16 protein-coding genes are annotated in these 19,487 nt (G+C 68.5%); 9 read left to right on the top strand and 7 right to left on the bottom strand.

Annotation, left to right across the window (positions count from 1 at the left end):
- Positions 1 to 126 precede the first annotated feature (126 nt).
- From ACLBYA_RS21295 to ACLBYA_RS21255, 9 genes are read left to right on the top strand one after another with little or no spacing between them, the layout of a single operon-like run.
- On the top strand, positions 127 to 2,787 hold the full coding sequence (locus ACLBYA_RS21295; protein ID WP_447711430.1) for a phosphoenolpyruvate synthase: 2,661 nt from the start codon (positions 127 to 129) through the stop codon (positions 2,785 to 2,787).
- Positions 2,780 to 4,588 (top strand): AMP-binding protein, encoded by a 1,809-nt coding sequence (locus ACLBYA_RS21290; protein WP_447711429.1) that lies wholly within the window; start codon positions 2,780 to 2,782, stop codon positions 4,586 to 4,588. Before ACLBYA_RS21295 ends, ACLBYA_RS21290 begins: the two co-directional genes overlap by 8 nt.
- Positions 4,549 to 5,883: a hypothetical protein gene (locus tag ACLBYA_RS21285; protein WP_447711428.1), complete on the top strand. Its 1,335-nt coding sequence runs from the start codon at positions 4,549 to 4,551 to the stop codon at positions 5,881 to 5,883. The genes ACLBYA_RS21290 and ACLBYA_RS21285 overlap by 40 nt, the downstream gene beginning before the upstream one ends.
- Positions 5,880 to 6,119, top strand: a complete 240-nt coding sequence (locus tag ACLBYA_RS21280) for an acyl carrier protein (RefSeq protein WP_447711427.1) — start codon at positions 5,880 to 5,882, stop codon at positions 6,117 to 6,119. The genes ACLBYA_RS21285 and ACLBYA_RS21280 overlap by 4 nt, the downstream gene beginning before the upstream one ends.
- The gene (locus ACLBYA_RS21275; RefSeq protein ID WP_447711426.1) at positions 6,116 to 7,177 is read left to right on the top strand and encodes an SDR family oxidoreductase; all 1,062 of its coding nucleotides are present in this window, start codon (positions 6,116 to 6,118) and stop codon (positions 7,175 to 7,177) included. Before ACLBYA_RS21280 ends, ACLBYA_RS21275 begins: the two co-directional genes overlap by 4 nt.
- Positions 7,158 to 7,958 (top strand): nucleoside-diphosphate kinase, encoded by an 801-nt coding sequence (locus ACLBYA_RS21270; protein WP_447711425.1) that lies wholly within the window; start codon positions 7,158 to 7,160, stop codon positions 7,956 to 7,958. Before ACLBYA_RS21275 ends, ACLBYA_RS21270 begins: the two co-directional genes overlap by 20 nt.
- 8 nt (positions 7,959 to 7,966) lie before the next feature.
- Entirely contained in the window at positions 7,967 to 8,869 is a 903-nt protein-coding gene (locus ACLBYA_RS21265) for an AfsA-related hotdog domain-containing protein (RefSeq protein ID WP_447711424.1), read from the top strand.
- A complete protein-coding gene (locus ACLBYA_RS21260; protein WP_447711423.1) occupies positions 8,866 to 9,705 on the top strand; it encodes a hypothetical protein in 840 nt (279 codons plus the stop codon). Before ACLBYA_RS21265 ends, ACLBYA_RS21260 begins: the two co-directional genes overlap by 4 nt.
- 11 nt (positions 9,706 to 9,716) lie before the next feature.
- Positions 9,717 to 11,000, top strand: a complete 1,284-nt coding sequence (locus ACLBYA_RS21255; protein ID WP_447711422.1) for a glycosyltransferase — start codon at positions 9,717 to 9,719, stop codon at positions 10,998 to 11,000.
- Here ACLBYA_RS21255 and ACLBYA_RS21250 read toward each other — a convergent pair.
- Genes ACLBYA_RS21250 through ACLBYA_RS21220 form a run of 7 tightly spaced genes read right to left on the bottom strand, consistent with a single transcriptional unit; the run spans position 10,997 to position 19,480 of the window.
- Positions 10,997 to 12,274 (bottom strand): cytochrome P450, encoded by a 1,278-nt coding sequence (locus ACLBYA_RS21250; RefSeq protein WP_447711421.1) that lies wholly within the window; start codon positions 12,272 to 12,274, stop codon positions 10,997 to 10,999. The two genes, ACLBYA_RS21255 and ACLBYA_RS21250, sit on opposite strands and share 4 nt — an antisense overlap.
- A 1-nt stretch (position 12,275) precedes the next feature.
- Positions 12,276 to 13,553, bottom strand: a complete 1,278-nt coding sequence (locus ACLBYA_RS21245) for a phthiocerol/phthiodiolone dimycocerosyl transferase family protein (protein ID WP_447711420.1) — start codon at positions 13,551 to 13,553, stop codon at positions 12,276 to 12,278.
- A 45-nt stretch (positions 13,554 to 13,598) separates the two neighbouring features.
- On the bottom strand, positions 13,599 to 15,770 hold the full coding sequence (locus ACLBYA_RS21240) for an AAA family ATPase (protein ID WP_447711521.1): 2,172 nt from the start codon (positions 15,768 to 15,770) through the stop codon (positions 13,599 to 13,601).
- Positions 15,771 to 15,775: 5 nt separating this feature from the next.
- Positions 15,776 to 16,639, bottom strand: coding sequence for a CDP-alcohol phosphatidyltransferase family protein (locus tag ACLBYA_RS21235; RefSeq protein WP_447711419.1), 864 nt, complete (start codon positions 16,637 to 16,639; stop codon positions 15,776 to 15,778).
- Complete coding sequence (locus ACLBYA_RS21230) at positions 16,639 to 17,349, bottom strand: phosphatidylserine decarboxylase (RefSeq protein WP_447711418.1); 711 nt, start codon at positions 17,347 to 17,349, stop codon at positions 16,639 to 16,641. Before ACLBYA_RS21230 ends, ACLBYA_RS21235 begins: the two co-directional genes overlap by 1 nt.
- 14 nt (positions 17,350 to 17,363) lie before the next feature.
- Entirely contained in the window at positions 17,364 to 18,560 is a 1,197-nt protein-coding gene (gene moeA / locus ACLBYA_RS21225; RefSeq protein ID WP_447711417.1) for a molybdopterin molybdotransferase MoeA, read from the bottom strand.
- Positions 18,560 to 19,480, bottom strand: a complete 921-nt coding sequence (locus tag ACLBYA_RS21220) for an SDR family NAD(P)-dependent oxidoreductase (protein WP_447711416.1) — start codon at positions 19,478 to 19,480, stop codon at positions 18,560 to 18,562. Before ACLBYA_RS21220 ends, moeA begins: the two co-directional genes overlap by 1 nt.
- Between the last annotated feature and the right edge of the window lie 7 nt (positions 19,481 to 19,487).

Here is a 19,487-nt window from a genome sequence, read left to right as displayed (position 1 = left end):
GACCGGCAGGTTTCGGTACGCAAAAAGACCATCACCGGTGGAAGTTGCGTTCGAAAACGGCCCGCCGACAATTTGTTTCGCACGTGGTATTGATTTCCCAATTTCATTCGGCTTGCCAGGAGTCCAATGACAATTCTCATCCACGACCGAACAACCGGCGATCCGTTGTGCGCTGCGGCGGGCGGCAAGGCGCGCAATCTGTTCGCGCTGACCGCCGCCGGGTTTCCGGTGCCGACGTGGTCGGTACTGGTCAGCAACGCATTTCAGGAGGTGCTGGCCGCATCCGGTGTCCAGCTGAGCCGCGCGCCGCTGAGCTTGGCCGAACGACTGACTGAGGCGGCCGCGGCCGAATCCACACTGCGCACGGTCGCCATTCCTGCGGCCATTCGTGCGGCCATCAATTCCGCCGTCGAGTACGCGGGAAATGGGGCGGTCGCGGTGCGCTCCTCCGCGGATACCGAAGACGGTGCGATGAATTCATTCGCCGGGCTGTTCGACACCATTCTGAATGTCCGGGGAATGGATTCCGTCGAGGATGCCGTTCGCCGGTGTTGGGCGTCGGCATTCTCGCCGCGCGCAACGCAGTATCGGTATGCGCGTGGACTCGACCCCACCGATGTGGCGCTCGCCGTGATCGTCCAACGGTTCATCCGGCCGAGCAGCAGCGGCGTGCTGTTCACCGCGGATCCGGTCACCGGGTCGACACTGCGCATGGTCATCAGCGGTGTGCTCGGACTCGGAGAGGGGCTGGTCTCCGGCTCGGTCGACGCCGACACCGTGATCGTCGACAAACGCACCGGATGTGCCGTCGAGGTGACCATTGCCGACAAACAGCAGATGGTCGCCGCGGCGGACGCCGGTGGTGTGCGCAGCGTCGCGGTCCCCGAGCCCGACCGGAGCCGGTGCTGCGTCGACACCGCCGAGCTCACCCGACTGGGGCAGCGGCTGGAACAGCACTTCGGTGGACCGCAGGATGTCGAATGGTCCGTCGTCGACGACACCGTCTGGGTGCTGCAGTCCCGTCCCATCACCACCATCGCCGGTGACGCCGAACATCTCGGTGAACCGGTGGTGCCGGGAACCCGGCGCATCTGGGACAACTCGAACATCATCGAGAGCTTCGCCGGCGTCACCTCTCCGCTGACCTTTACCACTGCGCGCACCCTGTACGCCGACGTCTACCGCTCCTACGCCCGCAGCATGCGGGTGGGGCAGGCCCAGCTGGACCAGATGGAGCAGTGGCTGCCGGTGATGCTCGGGCAGTTCAACGGGCACGTCTACTACAACCTGCTGCATTGGTACCGGATGGTGGGTATCGCACCGGGCTACCCGCTGAACCGCCGGGTCCTGGAGATTGCCCTCGGGGTCGGCGAGCCGTTGGACCCCGCGACGGCACGCACGTTACGGCCGTTCAGCTTCGCCAACCCGCTCACCCGGCTGCGCAGCCGGTGCCGCACGCAGCTGACGTATCTGCGCAGTTTTCGCGATATCGACCGGCTGGTCGCCGAATTCGACGTCAACTTCCACGGCTTCATCGACCGGCACGGGCTGGCCGATGTGTCCGGGATGGACGGGGCGACCGCGCATCGTAAGTTCTGCACCATCCACGACGAGGTCGCCGATATCTGGGGACCGATGATGGTCCTGGACGCGATCCTGCTGACATCGGTCGGGCTGCTCGCAACGATGACAAAACTCTTCCTGCCGAACGCTCCGGAATGGTTCGGCTTCGCCGTCGTCAATCCCGGGGCCGACGTGGTGTCCATCGAACCGGCCCGGATGCTGGCCGATATCGCCGGATTCGTGCGCGCCGACCCCGAACTGCGGTCATTCGTCGAGACCGTCGATCCCGCCGTCGCGTACGACCGGCTGGCCCAATGGCCGGAACTGCAGCGCCGTATCGACACCTATATCGACCGGTTCGGCTTCCGATGTGTCGACGAACTCAAGCTGGAAACCCCCGATCTACGTGAGGACCCGTCGGGCATCTTCGTCCTGCTGCGGGCCGACCTGGCCGGGGAGCGGCCGGCCGACGCCGCCCAGGAGTACCTGGACACACACCTGCATGGGTTGCGCCGCAAGCTCTTCGACGCGCTGCGCGCCAAGGTCCAGCGCGCCGCCACCCACCGCGAACACCTGCGCTTCTGCCGCACACAAGGTTTCGGGATCCTCAAATCGTTGATCACGGTGATGGCCGCCGACCTGGCCGAGCGCGGCATCATCAACGCCCGCACCGATGTGTTCCTGCTGCGCCGCGACGAGCTGTTCGGGCTGTACGAAGGATCGGTCACCGCGGCGACCGCACGGGCGGCCATCACCCGGCGCCGCACGCTGGACGCCGGGTACCGCACGTGCAAGGCGCCGGCCAGGTTCACTACCACCGGATCGGACTATGCACCAGAGGATCTGGCGCGGGCGGGGTGGCGGACTGCCGGCCAGGCCGGCCCGATGCCTGCGGGCACGGTGCTCACCGGGACACCGTCGAGTCCGGGTCAGGTGACCGGGCAGGCTGTCGTCGTCGAACGGCCCGAGGACTTCACCGGCGGCATCCTGGTTGCCTACCGCACCGACCCGGGATGGGTTGCCGCGCTGCCCTTCGCCTCCGCATTGCTCATCGAGCGGGCCTCACCGCTGACCCATGTCGCGATCATCGCCCGTGAACTCGGGGTGCCGACCGTCGTGCAGATCGACGGCCTCACCGACACTGTGCGTACCGGGATGACGGTCAGCGTCGACGGGGCTGCGGGCCGGGTCGTGTTGCTCGAGGAGGTGGCCGTTGATGCCTGATACCGACGATATTGCCGCCATCCGCGGCTGGCTGGACGCCCCATACGAGGGGACCGGGGTGTTCCTCGCCGACGATCGCGACGGCTGGGACTTCCGGTCCTATCGTGACCTCGCCGACGATGTGCGCCGGGTCGCGACCGCGCTGCGCCGGTCGGGGACGAGCCGGGCGGACACCGTCGAGGTGGCCATGGCGACCTCGTATCCGAGTCTGGCGGCGATGTTCGCCGTCCTCGCGGTCGGGGCCACCCTGACACCGGTGCCACCGGGGACCGCCGGGGCGCTGACGATCGATGACATCCCCGATGTGCCACCCTTGGCGGAGCTGGTCGAACCGGGACCGGATGTGTTGTTGCAGTTGACATCCGGATCGACCAGCCGCCCCCGCGGGGTACGGATCGGCTGGCGCAGCCTGGCCGTCAACCTCGCCGCGATCGACACGGTGTGCCGACTCGGCGCGGATGATGCCACCACATCGTGGCTGCCGCTGTACCACGATATGGGGCTGGTCGGGGTGGTGTTCCAGGCCGTCACCCGGCAGCGCAACCTCTACCTGATGCGACCCGACCAGTTCGTGCGTGATCCCGCGCGTTGGCTGCGTTCGGTCGCCGTGACCGGGCACACCGTCGCGCCACCGTTCGGGCTGGCCTACACCAGCCGCCGGCTGCGACCGGCCGATATTGCCGAAATCGACCTGTCCGGAGTACGCACGGTGGTCATCGGGGCCGAACCGATCACCACCGGACACCTGCATGCATTCACTGAACTGACTGCCGCCCAGGGATTCTCGCCTTCCGCCTTCCTGCCCTGCTACGGCATGGCCGAGGCGACGTTGATCGCCACCGCGGGTGATGCCCGGCGCGCGGTCCGCGTCGACACCGCCATGCTGGCACCCGGTGAACCGGTGCGGGTCCTGGCGGGGGACGGGCCCGATGCGCTGGTATCGGCCGGGGTGCCGATCGACGGTCACCGGGTCCGGATCGCCGGTACCGACCGGGAGAGGGTGCTGGGCGAGATCGTGTTCGGTGGCGAATCGGTGTTCGCGGGGTACCGCGGCGAGGCCGGTGAGGCGACCCGCCTGCTCGGCGGCGAACTGCACACCGGCGACGCCGGGTTCCTGCTCGACGGGCAGCTGTATGTGCTCGGCCGGATTGGCACGAGCCTGAAATGCCGCGGGCGGATGGTGTTCGTGGAGGATCTCGATGCCACCGCGGCGACGGCACTGCGGACCACCCCGAACCGGGTGATGACGGTCGCGGTACCCGACGGCGGTCGCCCGGGTGTGGCCGTGTTTGTCGAAAAGGGTTGCAGCGAATCACTTGCCGAACTCAGTGTGACGCTGACGGCGGTGCTCGGCGAGGAGGTACCGCACTGGGTCGTCGAGGTGCCCCGCGGCGGGCTGGCCCGCACCTCCAGCGGGAAGCCGCGCCGCTCGCACATGTGGCAGCAGTGGCGGACCGGACGACTCGTCGGTGCGGAGCTGTTGTCCGAGTCGCAGTTGCCGGTGCTGGCCAAGGTGCGCGCCCTGTTCGACAGGGCCCGCGAGCTGGCCGTCATTCCCGACGATGCCACCGTGCACTTCGAGGGTTCTCTGGCCGAGGGCTTCGGCAACGACGGCTCCGATATCGACCTGCTGTTGCTGATCCCCGGTGCCGGCGCGCAGGCAATCATGCCGACGGTGCTGTTCATCGACGGTCGCCGGGTGGAGATCCGGGCGCAGTCGCACGCGACCAGATCCGCAAACGCCTGCACCGTATCCGGGAGGTGCTGGACGGCAAGGGCACCGCGAAGGAGGACACCCTGAACCGGGTTCAGCGCTTCCTGCGGGGCAAGGTGCTGCGCATCGGCCCGGACTATGCCGAACTGCGTTCGGTGGTGTCGTATCCGGAGCTGACCGATCTGCTGGCCCGCTGGTGGCAGCGCCGCGCCGACCAGTGTCTGCGTCAGGCCGTCGCGTTGCAGGAGCTGGGGGCCGACGGCGAGGCGGTGAGCTGGGCTCGCGAAGGTCTGTGCCAGAGCACAAAGGCGTTCCTGGCCCGCAACGGCGAAGGGTACGTCGAGGTCAAATGGCTGCCGCTGCAGATCGCCCGGCTCGCCCAGGTGCACCCGATACCGACCGAATACGAGGCCGTGCAGCGTGATCCGCAGGTCGACACCGTGCTGGCGCTGTCGCAGCGGCTCGGCGGTACCCGGATCGACGTCGACCCGGGGCAGGTGACCATCACCCGTGTGCCCGGTGTCACGACCTGGCCCATTCGGGAGACCACCCACGTGGTGCGCGGGCGCTGCGATCTGTTCGTGCTGTCACCGCAGTGCGCGCAGTCCTGGCGGCGGGTCGTGTTCGGGCAGAGCCTGGCCGAGTCCACCGCGGCGGCCGAGCATCTGCGACTGTTCGCCCGGCACGGCCTGATCAGGCTGACCTGGCGCGGTGCCGGCGCCATTCGGCCGGTCGCCGCGATGTGTGACCCGAGCGGACCGCTGACCCCGCCGCCGTCGACCCGACGGCCGATGATCACCATCGACGGTGCGCCGACCGACGGTCCGATCGCGCGGTCACCGTTGCCCGCCAAGGCTTTCGCCGAGGCCGCGAGCGCCTTGATCCTGGCCAACATGGTGTTGGAGAACGCGCGGGAGGACTACGACGGATCGGTCAAGGACGAGCAGTGGCAGGTGAGCACCCAGTGCGGTCGCCGGATCGTACTGATGGCGGTGCGCATCCTGGCCAGCGCCTGGGGTGTCACCCCACTGCCCGGGGACCCGGTGCTGCTGCACGGACTGGAGACGCTGGTTCCCGAACACCCCCGGCTGGCCCACCGGGCGCGTGAACTGTCCGCCCTCGCCGTCGCCGATCACGACGACGCGTTGCGGATACAGGACCGTCTCGACGAGTTCGTCGGTGCGGTACAGGAAGCCACCGGCGGGCAGCTGTTCCCGGCATCGTTCACCTCCCGGGCGCAGTGGCAGGAGACCCTGCGCTACGGCTACCAGTGGTTGCGGCTCGGCGGCTACCTGGATGCCTACCTGGAACTCGACGAGGCCCGGGATCTGTTGGCCAGCGGCGGTACCCAACCCGCGGTCAAGGCGGCGGTGCCGTCATGACCGCCGATGATGTGCTGGCCCTCGTCGGCGCGATGGCTCCCGACCTCGGTAGGCAGCCCGGGCTGGACAGTGCGCTCATCGCCGATCTCGGGTACAGCTCGCTGCGCCTGCTCGAACTGTCGATCGCCGTCGAACAGGCCTTCGCGCTGCCACCGCTGCGCCCTGAGGCGATGCTGGGCGTCCGGACGGTCGCCGATCTGGTGGAACTCGTTCGGGCGCAACGGGGTGAACCGTGAAGGTACTGCTGACCGGAGCCGCCGGACACGTCGGTGCCGAGGTTGCCGCCCGGCTGGTCCGCCGCGGACACGACGTCACCGCACTGGTGCACAGCAGCCCCGCAGTCGTGGGCAACAACGGGCGACCGGTAGGGGGCCTGCGGGTGCTGCGCGGGGATGTCCGTGCGCCCGACCTGGGCGTGGACATCGATGCCTGCGACGTCATCGTGCACTGTGCCGCCGTCACCGACTTCGGGCTGCCCGAGCAGAATTACACCGGGTTGAACATCGGGGGCACCGTCAACGCGCTGGCACTGGCCCGGCGCTGGGATTCTGACTACGTGCACGTCAGCACCGCCTATGTGTGCGGCGAGCACAGCGGAGTATTCGCCGAGGACCAGCTCGATATCGGCCAACAGTTCGGAAATGACTACGAAAACAGCAAGTTCCGCGCCGAGCAGCTGGTGCGCAGTTCCGGTCTGCGTACCACGATCGTGCGGCCCGGCATCGTCTCCGGGGAGCACCGCACCGGGCACAGCCGCGACCACAAACACATCTACCAGATGCTCAAACTCATCGTCGAAGGAAAGCTGCGCACCCTGCCCGGGGATTACGGTGCGACACTCGCGCTCGCCCCCATCGGGTACGTCGCCGATGTCATCACCACGGCGGCCGAGGCCGGCGCGGTGGGTATGACCTATCATGCGGTCGGTTCCAGATCGGTTTCCCTGCAGGTGATATCGGATGTGCTCGCCGAGTATCCGTCCTTCGCGATCGCGGACTTCGTGCCGCCGAGTGCGTTCAGCGTCGACGATCTCGACACGATCGAGGCCGGCTATTACCGCAAGGTCGGCAGTCTGTACACGAGCTATCTGACCAGACGCCCCGAATTCAGCAGCACGAACACCATGGACCGACTCGGTCTGAACCCACCGGTCACCGGTGCCGGCTATCTGCGCCGCATCCTCGACTCCTGTTTGCGCGTCGGATTCCTCGGCCGTGCCGAGCGTTCGGTCGCCGAGGTGCTGGCCGCATTACGACGGGAAGGGGGCACCGTCGGTGAGCCGGTACGCATGTGACACCTACTACCTGGAGACCCGGGATGCGTTGGTGCGGATCGGGATCGACCCAGACGAGTTCGCCCGCCGGACCGGGGTGTTACTGCTCAAACCGGATGCGGCGGTGACCGGCGGGATGAGCCGGTCGATCTGCTGGCTGACCCGGCACGGGTACCGGGTGGTCGCGGCCCGCGCGGTGAACCTGGGACCGCTGCACCTGCGTGCCCTGTGGTATTTCAACTGGCACAAGGCAACTCCGGAGCGCCGCAGGCTCGCCGACCAGCTGGCGGCGATGACACCGTCGATCGTGCTGCTGGTCACCCACCCCGACACCGATCAGCCGGTATCGGTGCGGGTCACCGCGGACAAGGGCCCGGCGGATCCGGCGCTGCGCGAACCCGGGCAGCTTCGGCATGCGCTGGCGGCGGGTACCTACCTGCTCAACCAGGTGCATACGCCCGACGACCCCGACGATGTGCTGCGCGAGATGAGCATCTATTTCCCGGAATCCGAACTCGCCGGGGTGCTCGGGGCGGTTGCCGACGGCACCGATATCGCCGGTCAGGCCATGGAACTGGCCCAGCAGGTCGAATCCGGTGTGCCCCGCCGCAGCGGGGATCTCGAAGTCGCCCGCGACACGGTGTGGCAACACCTGCGGGCCGGTGGTGCCACGGTCGAGCCCCGTACCGCAGGGGACTGGCTGTCGGCTGTGCGCACAGCCGACGAACGGCACATCCCGATCGACCCATGGTTTCGCATGGTGCTCGAATCGGCCTATCTCCCCATGCATCGCCTGCAGTGAGGTCAACGATGGACACCGGCAACTACTCGCACACCATCGCACGTGAACTCGTGCACAAACGCAGCGTCGCCGAGGTGCTGATCACCGCCATGCACACCCGGCAGGGAAGCTGGACGTGCCATGCACAGTTGCCGCGCGAGCACAGCTTCCATGGCGACGCCCGCGGCGCCCAGCAGGCCTACCACGATCCGCTGCTGGTCATGGAGGCCTTCCGACAGGCGTGCATCGCCGCCGGCCACCTGGCCTACGACGTGCCGCTGGACTCGCATTACACCGTGCGGTTCTACGAGCTGACGATCCTGGATCTCGCGGCGCTGCGCCACCGGGACCGGCCGCTGGACCTGGAGTTCACCGTCACCGTCCGCAACGAGTACCGCAGCGGGCTGGAGGTGACCGCCGTCGCCACCCACCAGGAGACGAAAGTGATGGAACTCGCCGGCGCCTACGGCTGGATGTCGGCCGCCAAGTGGGCGGGGTTCCGTGCCGGTGCCAGTTGGGATCCCGGCCCGCAGCCGGTTGCCGCCGCACCGGCACTCGTCGGGCGGCACCGCGGCGCCAATGTGGTGATCGGCGAACCGGACGCCGGCATCAACGGCGGCCTGCGGGCGCCGCTGGTGGTCGACATCGGCCATCCGATCATCTTCGATCACCCGCACGACCATCTGCCCGGTGGGCTGATCATCGAGGCCTGCCGTCAGCTGTCGACGGCGGTGCTCGGACCCGAGGGCACCGAACTGATCGGCCCGGCCTGGGTGCGCTGCGATTTCCACTCGTTTGCCGAACTCGATGCGGTGGCGACCGTGGCGGTGGCTCCCGCCGACAACGTACCGCTCGGGATGCACGGCGAGATCACCCAATCCGGGCAGCTGCGCGCGACCGTCGACATGACCTTCACCGCTGGCCCGACATGACCCTCACCCAGGGCAACGTCCGCAGCTTTCTGGTGCAGCGGTACCTGTCGGTCTACCCGATCTATCTGACGCTGTGGGTGGTGGCGGTCGAGTGCGTGACCGCGGCGGGCCGGTGGCGACCCGACTGGCACACCGCGGCAACGATCCTGGCGCTCATCGCGGCGGGGGCCTTCCTTCGGATGGTCGACGATCAGAAGGATCTCGACTACGACACCGTGCACAATCCGGACCGACCGCTGGTCACCGGCAGCGTGACGGTCGGACAACTGCGCCGGGCGATGCTGCCGTGCGCGGTGGGCGCTCTGGGCTTCGCCGCGCTGGTATCGGTGCCGGCCGCCCTGGTGCTGGCCGCGGCACTGGGTTACGGGCTGCTGCTGTGGTGGGCCGAGTCGAATGTGCCACGGCTACGGGACAATCCGCTGCTCAATCTGACCGCGGTGATCCCGGCGCAGTTCCTGGTCACCGCGTTCATCATGCTCGGTGAGCCCGGTGTCGCCAATATGCCGTGGTGGCACCGGCTCGCGGTGCCGGTGATCTTCACCGCGGCGTTCCTGCACCTTGAGTTCGCCCGCAAGACCAGTCGAGTGGCGGGCGACGATCCGCATTCCTACGCGCGGTTGCTCGGTGCGACCCCGAGCGCGTGGGTGGCCCTGGCCTTCGCAGTGCTCGCGGTCGTGCTGGCGCGATGCCCGTTGGCCGTGCCTCTGCTCGCACTGCCGCTCGCCTCGACATGGATCTTTCTGCGGCACCGGCCCGTTGCCCATCCGACCGGCCTGTCCACCGCCTTTGTCGTGCTGTTCTACCTCGCCCTGACCGTCGACGGTCTCCGTCCCTAGAAAGGCCCACCGTGCGCATACTGATCCCACTCGTCGGCAGCCGCGGCGACGTGCAACCCGGAATCGCACTCGGGCTGGAACTGGAACGCCGTGGTCACAGCGTGGTCATCGGTGCCCCGCCCAACTTCCTCGACTTCGTCGGCAGGACAGGCCTGACGGTGCGCCAGTTCGGGCCGGACGTCCACGCCCTTTACACATCTGCAGAGGGGCAGCGCGCACTCGCGGCGGGCAACTCGTTCAAGCTGATGCAGATGGTGTCCGGCCAGATGGCCGAGTACGCCGACCGGATGGACGATGAGCTGATCGACATCGCCACCGACGCGGAGATGATCGTGTGCACCACCTTCAGCGAGGACCGGTCGGTGATCCTGGCCCAGGCCCGGGACATCCCCATGGTCACCCTGCACACCTATCCGAGCCGACGCAACAGTGTCTACGCCCCGCCCGGTGCTTTGCCGCACGGCTGGCCGATACCCGGGGCGGTCAACCGCGGCGCCTGGTTCGCCCTGGAGCGGCTGCGTACCGCCGTGTTCGGTAAGTACCTCAACAACCTGCGGGTGAAGGTGAACCTGCCGAAGTCCCGGGCCAGCACCGAATCGCAGCTGGCGGCCCGGCAGGTGCCCGAACTGCAGATGTACGATTCGGCGCTGGTCCCCGGACTGGCGCAGGAGTGGGGAGCCACAAAGCCTTTCGTGGGTTTCCTGTGGCTGCCACGGTCGGCGCGGGAGGCGATAGGCGAGTTGGCCGACCAGCACGACGACGTGGTGCAGTGGGCGAAGGACGGTGAGCCTCCGTTGTTCTTCGGGTTCGGAAGCCTGCCGATCCAGGATTTCGGATCGGTGATCGGCCTGATCCAGCAGATCTGCGACCGCACCGGGCAACGCGCGTTGATCAGCATAGGCGGTGCCGATATCGGAAGCCGGGCGCTGAGCACCGGAACCGACGTGAAGATCACCGACGCCTTGGCGCACGACCTGATCTTCCCGCACTGCCGGGCGGCGATCCATCACGGCGGCATCGGCACTCTCTTCGAGAGCCTGCGCGCCGGACTGCCGACACTGGTGTGCTCGGTGTCCTTCGATCAGCCGCTGTGGGGCAACCAGGTTCGACGACTGGGTGTCGGTGCACACATCCCGTTCCCGAAGCTCGACGCGGACAACCTCAGCGCGGCGATCGACACCCTGCTGTTGCCCGAGACACGTTCGCGCGCCGAAGCTTTCGGTCGTGAGCTGCGGGCGACCGGGGACGGTGTGCCCCGGGTGTGCGATATCGTCGAGAAGACCGCGATCGGTTAGCGCGGTGTCAGCCGGACCGGCAGCCGGGCCGGCGCCAGCACAAAATCCCTCCCGCGGACTTTGATCTCGAAATCGGGCGGCAGTTCCACCCGCCACCGGGTGAACAGCGCGGCGGCCTGCCGGGTGAGTGACAGCAGCGCAAAATGATTGCCGGGGCAGTGTCTCTTCCCGAGACCGAACGGCATCATGGCGCCCCGATCGTCAGGCTCGTCGTCCCAGCGGTCCGGGTCGAAGACCGCGGCATTCGGAAAGTATCGGTCCTGATGATGCACCTGATAGGCGCTGAACAGGATGTTGGTGCCATCCGGTAGGTCGACACCGTCGAGGTGCACCGGACCGCGTGCGGTGAGCAACGTGATCCACGGTGCCCACACCCGCAGGGTCTCGGTGAGCACATTGCGCAGGAACGGGCCGGAGCTGCCCACCGAATCGAGCTCGGCGTACAGCCTTTCGGTGATGACGGGGGAGCGCGCCACTTCGTAGATCAGCCAGGAAAATATCGAGGACTGCGAACCGATGCCCGCCGCGAGCGCCAACAACACCTCGTCGACCAGATCGTCATCGGACAATCGCGCACCGGTTTCGGAATCGACATATCCCAGCAGGGCCGACAACATGTCACCGCGATCCGGGTCGTCGCGGCGGGCGTCGATCAGGCCGGTCATCGCCGCCCGGACCTCGCGGGACTGCGCGACGAACCGTCGGTCGGCCCAGAACCGCAGCCGGCGGGCGGGTGCCGGCAGGGCACCGCGGACGATCACCTCACTGAGCAACCACGGCACCCGCTGCCGGATGTAGGTCAACTGGGCGCCGTCGGCGTCCGAGCGGAACAGCGTCGCGAACATGGTGCGCATGACCAGATCGTGTACCGACGGCCGCAGATCGCCGTGCTCACCCGCGGGTAGCGATGCGCCCCAACCGTCGGCGATATCGGCCACCGTGCCCGCATATTCGGTCAACCGGCCCTGCCGGAACACCGGGGCGATCATCCGGCGACGCAGATCGTGCTCGGCGCCGCTGAGCACGTTGGTCGCCCCGGTCACGAGATCGCTGATGGCATCGCGCAGGGCATCCCGATGGAATTCGCCGGCCCGGCCCAGGCTGACATCACGGATGAGTTCGGCCGTGGTCAGCGCGTAGGACGGCTGCCCGCCCAGGTATACCCGCACAACGGGCCCGAGGTCGGCGATCGACAACAGGAATCGGCGGGGATCGCCGGCGACCAGATGGGCATGCCCCAACAGTGGCAGTCGACCGGGGGCGGTGGGGATCACGTCAGGGGGCCTGCAGCATCGCCAGCAGGTGCGTCCGGACCCGATTCGCGAAGTGCTGGGTGCGTTCGGCGCTCAGCACCGCCGCCGGATAATTCGTCTGCACGTTCAACCGGCCGTCGTAGCTGAACACCGAATGGTGCCGGCCGGTGGACAGCGGCAGGTTCTCCGGTGGCCCGCCACCGGCCAGCACACCGTAATGGGCGCTGCCCCGAACGTGGAACTCCTGCACCGTGAGGTCCTCGGGCAGTGGCAGTTTCGTGAACTCGCCCATGTTCGACACCGAGATCGGTTCGAGGCTGTCGTTGGCGGCCCACCGTTGCACGGTCTCCTGGATGTGCAGACAGGTCTGCAGCACCACCCCCTCGTCGAGATCGGTGTGCAACTGCCGCAGGATCTCCACGCCGACCGACCTCGGGTCATCAAGAAGATCGATGGTCACCTCGGCGAACGAATGCCCCTGGATGTTGGTGCCCTCGGTCTCGCCGACCGGCGGGGTGAGCCATTTTCGGATGTCCACCGGGGAGATCAACCCGATGGCCAGGGCGCCATCGGGTTCCAGCAGTTCGCGCTCGGCGAAGAGAATTGCCGCGCAGATGAATCCGTGCAATGTCGCGTTCCTCGATTTGGCCGCCGCGCGCAGCGCCGCGGTCTCCTCGGCGCTGAACACCGTGACGACCCGGTGCAGCGCGAACGGGTCGGTGCCGGGGGTGCGGCCCACCGGGTCGCGGAACGGATGGACCACCACACCATCGAGTCGTTCGGCGCCGCTGCGGTCGAGTTTGCCGACTCCGCGGCCGGCCAACACCGCCTCGGGTGATTCCGGAACCGGGTGCACCTCCTCGTCGAAAGTCGTTGCACCCGCAATTATCTCGCGGTAGTGCTGCCACAGCGACCGGTACCAGAAATACGTCAGCGTGCCATCGGCGATCGCATGGTGATTGAACAGGCTGACCCAGTGTCCGCCCTCGCCGTCAGAGGTGAGGTCCAGGCCCGCGACCGGCTGGCCGAAGGCGACCGGGGTGGTGCTGTGCTCGACGGGATCGACCCGGCCGATACTGACCGGTTCCGCAGGTGTCCCGTCGGTCACCAGTTCCAGTCCTGCGGTGCCGAATTCGATTCGTCCGCACAGCACCGGATTCGCCGCCACGACGTACCGCCAGGCGGTCTGGAGCGCCTGGGCGTCGAGCGGGCCGCTGATCCGCAGGGTGAGCACCGTGGTCTCGCAGACCACGGCATGCACCAGTTCGAAGGGGGACAGCGGCCGGCATGATCGGCTCACCGCCCCAATGTATCCCGATATTGACGGTTTCGTCGATGGATATGGTTATCGGTTCTCGGCGAAATCCCGCAGCGAGGCGACCTGTGCGGGATCCAGCGATGGGCGCACGTTCTCCCGGGCCGTGGCGACATCGGCCGCGGTGACATCCGCGGCGTCGATGGACCGGCGCATGGCCGCCAATGCGGCCTCCCGCAGCAGGGCAACACAATCGGCCGCGCTGTAGCCGTCCAACTCGTCGGCGAGCGTGTCCAGGTCGACCTCGTCCGACAGCGGGATCGACTTGCCCGCGGTGCGCAGGATGTCGCGGCGGGCGTCGGCATCGGGTGGCTCGACGAACACCAGTCGCTCCAGGCGGCCCGGCCGCAACAGCGCCGGGTCGATCAGGTCGGGACGGTTGGTGGCACCGAGCACCACCACGTCACGTAGCGGTTCGATACCGTCCAACTCGGTCAGCAGGGCGGCCACCACGCGGTCGGTGACCCCGGAGTCGTGGCTCTGCCCGCGGCGCGGGGCCAGTGCATCGATCTCGTCCAGGAACACCAGTGACGGTGCCGAATCACGTGCACGGCGGAACAATTCGCGCACCGCCTTCTCCGATGAGCCGACCCACTTGTCCATCAGCTCGGCACCCTTGACCGCATGCACGCTCAACCGGCCCGAACTGGCCAGCGCCCGCACCACGAACGTCTTACCGCAGCCCGGCGGGCCGTAGAGCAGCACACCGCGTGGCGGTTGCACACCCAGCCGGGCAAAGGTGTCCGGATGCTGCAGCGGCCACAGCACGGCCTCGGTGAGGGCCTGTTTGGTGGCCACCATGTCCCCGACGTCCTCCAGGGTGACCGAACCGACGGCCACCTCCTCGGTGGCCGAGCGGGACAGCGGCCGGATCACCGACAGGGCGCCGGTGAAATCCTCCTGAGTCAATGCCGGAGCCGCGCCGTCGGTACTGGCCCGGGCGGCCGCCCGCAACGCCGCCTCGCGCACCAGCGCGGCCAGATCGGCGACCACGAAACCCGGGGTGCGCTCGGCGATCTTGTCCAGGTCGAGCTCGGCGGCGGGCACACCGCGCAGCAGCACCTCCAGCAGCGATTTGCGGGTGGCGCCGTCGGGCAGGCTCAGTCCCAGTTCGCGGTCGCACAGCTCCGGGGCCCGCAGCCGCGGGTCCACGTTGTCCGGGATCGCGGAGGTGGCGATGAAGGCCACCCCCTTGGTGGCGACGGCGGTGCGCAGCTCGGCCAGGATCAAGGTGGCCACCGGGGCGGCGGTCACCGGCAGCAGCGCGTCGATATCGGTGATGAGCAGCACGCCACCGGCTTTCACCGCGGCGACCGCGGAGGCGACACCGGCGAGGCGGTCCTCGTCACGCAGCGCGCCGACCTCGGGTCCGTCCAGTTCGATCAGGGTGCGGTCGGCGCAGACGGCCCGCACCAGCGTCGCCTTGCCGACCCCGGCCGGGCCGGACACCAGCACACCGAGATTGGTGCCCGCGCCCAGGGTTTCGAGCAACTCCGGTTCATCGAGGGCGAGTTTGAGCCACTCGGCGAGCTTGCCGGCCTGGGTGTGCGCGCCCTTGAGATCGTCCAGTGGCACCGCGGCGGCGACCGGCTCGTGGCTCGGGGGCACCGGTATGGCGGTGGTGCTGCCGTCTCCCCAGGTGACATTCGAATTAGGTTGCACACTCACGGTTCCGGCGGGGTCGACACTGGTGACGGTGAGCAGCTCCGAGGTCCAGGTGATGCCGACCGAGGTCGTCAACGCGGTGGTCGCCGCCGATGTCGAGGTACCCGGGCCCAGATCGCGGGGTAGCAGCGAGACGGTGTCACCGACCGTCATCACCTTGCCCAGCAGCGCCATCCGCAGCGTCGCCGGCGATACCGACTGGGTGGCCAGCCGGGACCCGGTGAGCGTCACCGTGCGGGCGCCGTTGACCGCCACCGGCGCCACCACGACGGTGGAGTTCTCCCGCAGCCCGGCATTGGACAGCGTGACATCGTCGAGCAGCGCGGTGCCCGCCGGTGTCCCGCCGGGCGCCAGCCCGACCACCGCGGCCGTGGTGCGCGAGCCCAGCAGGGACACCGCATCCCACTCGCGGATGCCCAGGGCGGCGATCACCTCAGGGTGCAACCGCACCACCCCGCGGCGGCTGTCCATCGCCGACGTGTTGAGCCGGGCCGTCAGCCGCAGATGGTTCAGTGGTGTCTCGTCGGTGTATTCCATCTCGCTCATCGGCGGCCCGGCGGCTTCCGCAGGCCCAGCCGGGACATCGAGCGCCGGTTCGGCTGGGCACGGCGGATCTCGCGGCGCGCCTGGCGCCGCTGGCCGGGTTTGTCGTTCCAGGTCTCGGGTCGGGCCGCGACCCAGCGCTGGCTGCGGATGGTGAACGGGATGATCAGCAGATAGCCGGCGATGATCAGCAGCACCAGCACGTAGGGGAACAGCAGCAGTGCGGCCGCCGCCGCGGCGATCGCGATCAGCAGGATCGGCGCCGCGTTCGGCGGCATCGACACCGACTTCAGTGCCAGCGTCGGCACCCGGCTGACCAACAGCGCGGCATTGGCGGCGAACCACAGGCAGACGAACCACTGCGACGTCCACCAGCCCTGGCCGAACTGCAGCATCGCCGCCAGCGGCCCGATCACGCCGACCGCCCCGCACGGCGCCGGCATACCGGTGAAGTACTGCCGGGTGTAGGCGGGTTTGGTGTCATCGTCGAGGAGCGCGTTGAACCGGGCCAGCCGCAGCACGATGCAGACCGCGTACAGCAGGGCGAAGATCCAGCCGACCGGGGAGGTCGGCAGCAGGGTCACATAAACCACCAGCGCGGGGGCCACCCCGAAGTTCACCGCGTCGGCCAGCGAATCGATCTCCGCACCCATCCGCGACTGCGCATCCAGGGCGCGCGCGATACCGCCGTCGATCCCGTCGAGCACCGCGGCGGCACCGATGAGCGCCAGCGCGATATGCGGCTGACCGTCGAGCGCGAACTTGATGGAGGTCAGCCCGGCGCAGATCGCCAGCACCGTCGTGGCGCTCGGCAGGATGCGCATCGCCGACGGGCGTGAGCGGGGACGGTCCCTGGGCTGCATCAGGGCAACTCGGCCAGGATCGTCTCGCCGCCGATGGCGCGCTGACCGGCCTCGACGAGCACCCGGGCGTCGGTCGGGAAGTATGTGTCCAGCCGCGACCCGAACCGGATCAGCCCGTAGGTAGCGCCGAGGTCGAGCTTGTCACCGGTACGTGCCTCGCAGACGATGCGCCGCGCCACCAGCCCGGCGATCTGCACCGCGACGATGTCTACCCCGGCATCGGTGCGCAACCACAGGCTGTTGCGTTCGTTGGCCTCGCTGGCGGTGTCCTTGTCCGCGGACTGGAACTCACCCGGCTTGTGCACCACACCCATCACCTGACCGGCCACCGGTGCCCGCTGCACATGCGCGTCGAACACCGACAGGAAGATGCTGATGCGGGTCATCGGGGTGTCCCCGATACCGAGTTCGGCGGGCGGCACCGCGGTGTCGAGTAGCGTCACCCGGCCGTCGGCCGGAGCCACTACGACCCCGGGCCGGGTCGGTGGGACACGCGGCGGGTGCCGGAAGAACAACGCGGAGAAACCGGCCGCGCCCAGGCCTGTGTTACGCAGCCAGCGGCGGTTGCGGCCGAGTGCCGCGATACCCAGGCTGCCCGCGATGAACGGCAGGCCGGCCGGGTGCAGCGGCGGGACGGTGGAGCGGACGAGTTCGACGAAGCGTTGCGCCTCAGAGCTCTGGTCATCTGGTGAACGCGCAGGTCTGGCCATGTTGGCTCCCGATTCTACGACAGATCCCAGACCTCGAGCTGGGACCCGGCGGCCACCTGCTCGACGTCGGCGGGGATGTCGAGCAGGCAGTTCGCCGAGGCCAGCCAGCGCAGGTGATGCGAGGCCGGCGGTCCGTAACTGGTCACCGTCGCGCCGGTGAGCACACCGCGGCGGAACTGCCGCTTACCGCGCGGTGAGCTCAGATCCTCGGTGAGCGTGGCGGTGATCCGGGGGCGTTCGGGGCGCAGGCCCATGGCGGCGCGCAGCGGGCCGCGCAGGAACACCTCGAAGGACACCAGCGAGCTCACCGGGTTGCCGGGCAGCGTGACGATCGGGGTGCCCCCGACGCGGCCCGCTCCCTGGGGCATCCCGGGTTGCATGGCCACCTTGGTGAACTCGACGGTTCCGCCCAGGGATTCCTTGACCACCTCGTACGCACCGGCGCTGACGCCGCCGGTGGTGATGATCAGGTCGACGTCGGCGGCGTGGGCGTCCAGCACCGCGCGAAACGCGGCCGGGTCGTCGCTGACCATCGGGGCGGTGACGGCGGTGGCACCGGCGTCGCGGACCGCGGCGGCCAACATGACTGCATTGGATTCGTAGATCTGGCCGGGCAACAGCGGCACCCCGGGTGCCACCAGCTCCGACCCGGTGGACAGCACCAGCACCCGCAGCGGTGGCAGCACACTGACCTGCGCCAGACCGAGCGCGGCCACCAGCCCGAGTGCCGCCGGGGTCAGTCGCTGCCCGGTGCGCAACACCGTGGTGCCCGCCGCGACATCCTCGCCGGCACGCCGGATGTGTTGTCCCTCGCGGGCAGTCGTCCGGATCGCGACGTGTGCCGCGGTTGTCGAGAAGTCGGCGTCGGTCGCCTCGACCGGCACGACGGCGGTGGCGCCGGGCGGCAGTGGGGCGCCGGTCATGATGCGCTGCGCGGTACCCGGTTGCAGGGGTGCGATATCGGTGCGGCCGGCCGGGATGTCATCGGACACCGGCAGGGTCACCGGGTGCTCTGCGGTCGCCGCGGCGATGTCGGCGGCCAGCACCGCGAAACCGTCCATGGCCGAGTTGTCGAACCCGGGCAGCGCCAACGTCGCCGTCACATCGGCGGCCAGCACCAGGCCGAGGGCCTCGGACGGGGACTCCGCAACGGGGGCGCGTGCGGTGATCAGGTCGGCGATGACCCGCTGGTGTTCGGTGACCGAGCGCATCAGAGGGCGAAGGTGACGCCGGTCAGTTCCTCGGACACCGTCCACAGCCGGCGAGCGATGTCCCGGTCGTGGGACTGGGCGCTGGAACTCACCAGGTGTGGGTGACCGACGACACCCATCCCACGGGTGGGGAACGCCGGACCGTAGTACTGCCCGCCGCGCACCGCCGGATCGGTCGCCGCCCGAAGGGTGGCCAGCGCACCCACCAACGGTGAGTTGGTCACCAGGTTGGCCACCGCGTTGAACCCCGGCAGGGTGTTGCCGGGGGTGTGCCGCATCAGTTCGGTGTTGGAGACACCCGGGTGCGCGGCCACCGACATGGTGGGTTTGCCGGTCAGCCGGCGGTCCAACTCGTAGGCGAACATCAGGTTGGCCAGCTTGGACTGGCCGTAGGCGGCCACCCGGTTGTAGCTGCGGTCCCACTGCAGATCGTCGAAATGGATCTTGGCCTGGTTGCGGTGGGCGATGCTGGCGACCGTCACCACCCGGGAATTCTGCACGGCCAGAACGTTTTCCAACAACAGTCCGGTGAGCGCGAAATGCCCGAGGTGGTTGGTGCCGAACTGCAGCTCGAACCCGTCGGCGGTGGTCTGTTTTGGCGGGTACATCACGCCGGCGTTGTTGATCAGCAGATCGATGCGTGGATACGCGGTCTTGATCTGTTCGGCCGCGGTGCGCACCGCGGCCAGCGAGCCGAGATCCAGGGCCAGGACCTCCACCTTGGCCGCCGCGGTGGCGGCGCGGATCTTGGCGGCCGCGGCGTCACCCTTGGCGGTATCGCGGACCGCGATGACCACCTGGGCGCCGCGTTCGGCCAGTACGCGGGCGGTTTCGTAGCCGAGTCCGGTGTTGGAGCCCGTCACGATCGCGGTGCGTCCGGACTGGTCGGGGACGTTCGATTCGTTCCATTTCTGGCTCATGACTAGA

The organism is Mycobacterium sp. C31M (assembly GCF_053345865.1).
Note: the sequence above shows the minus strand (reverse complement) of the source record. Positions and strands in the feature narration are given on the sequence as shown.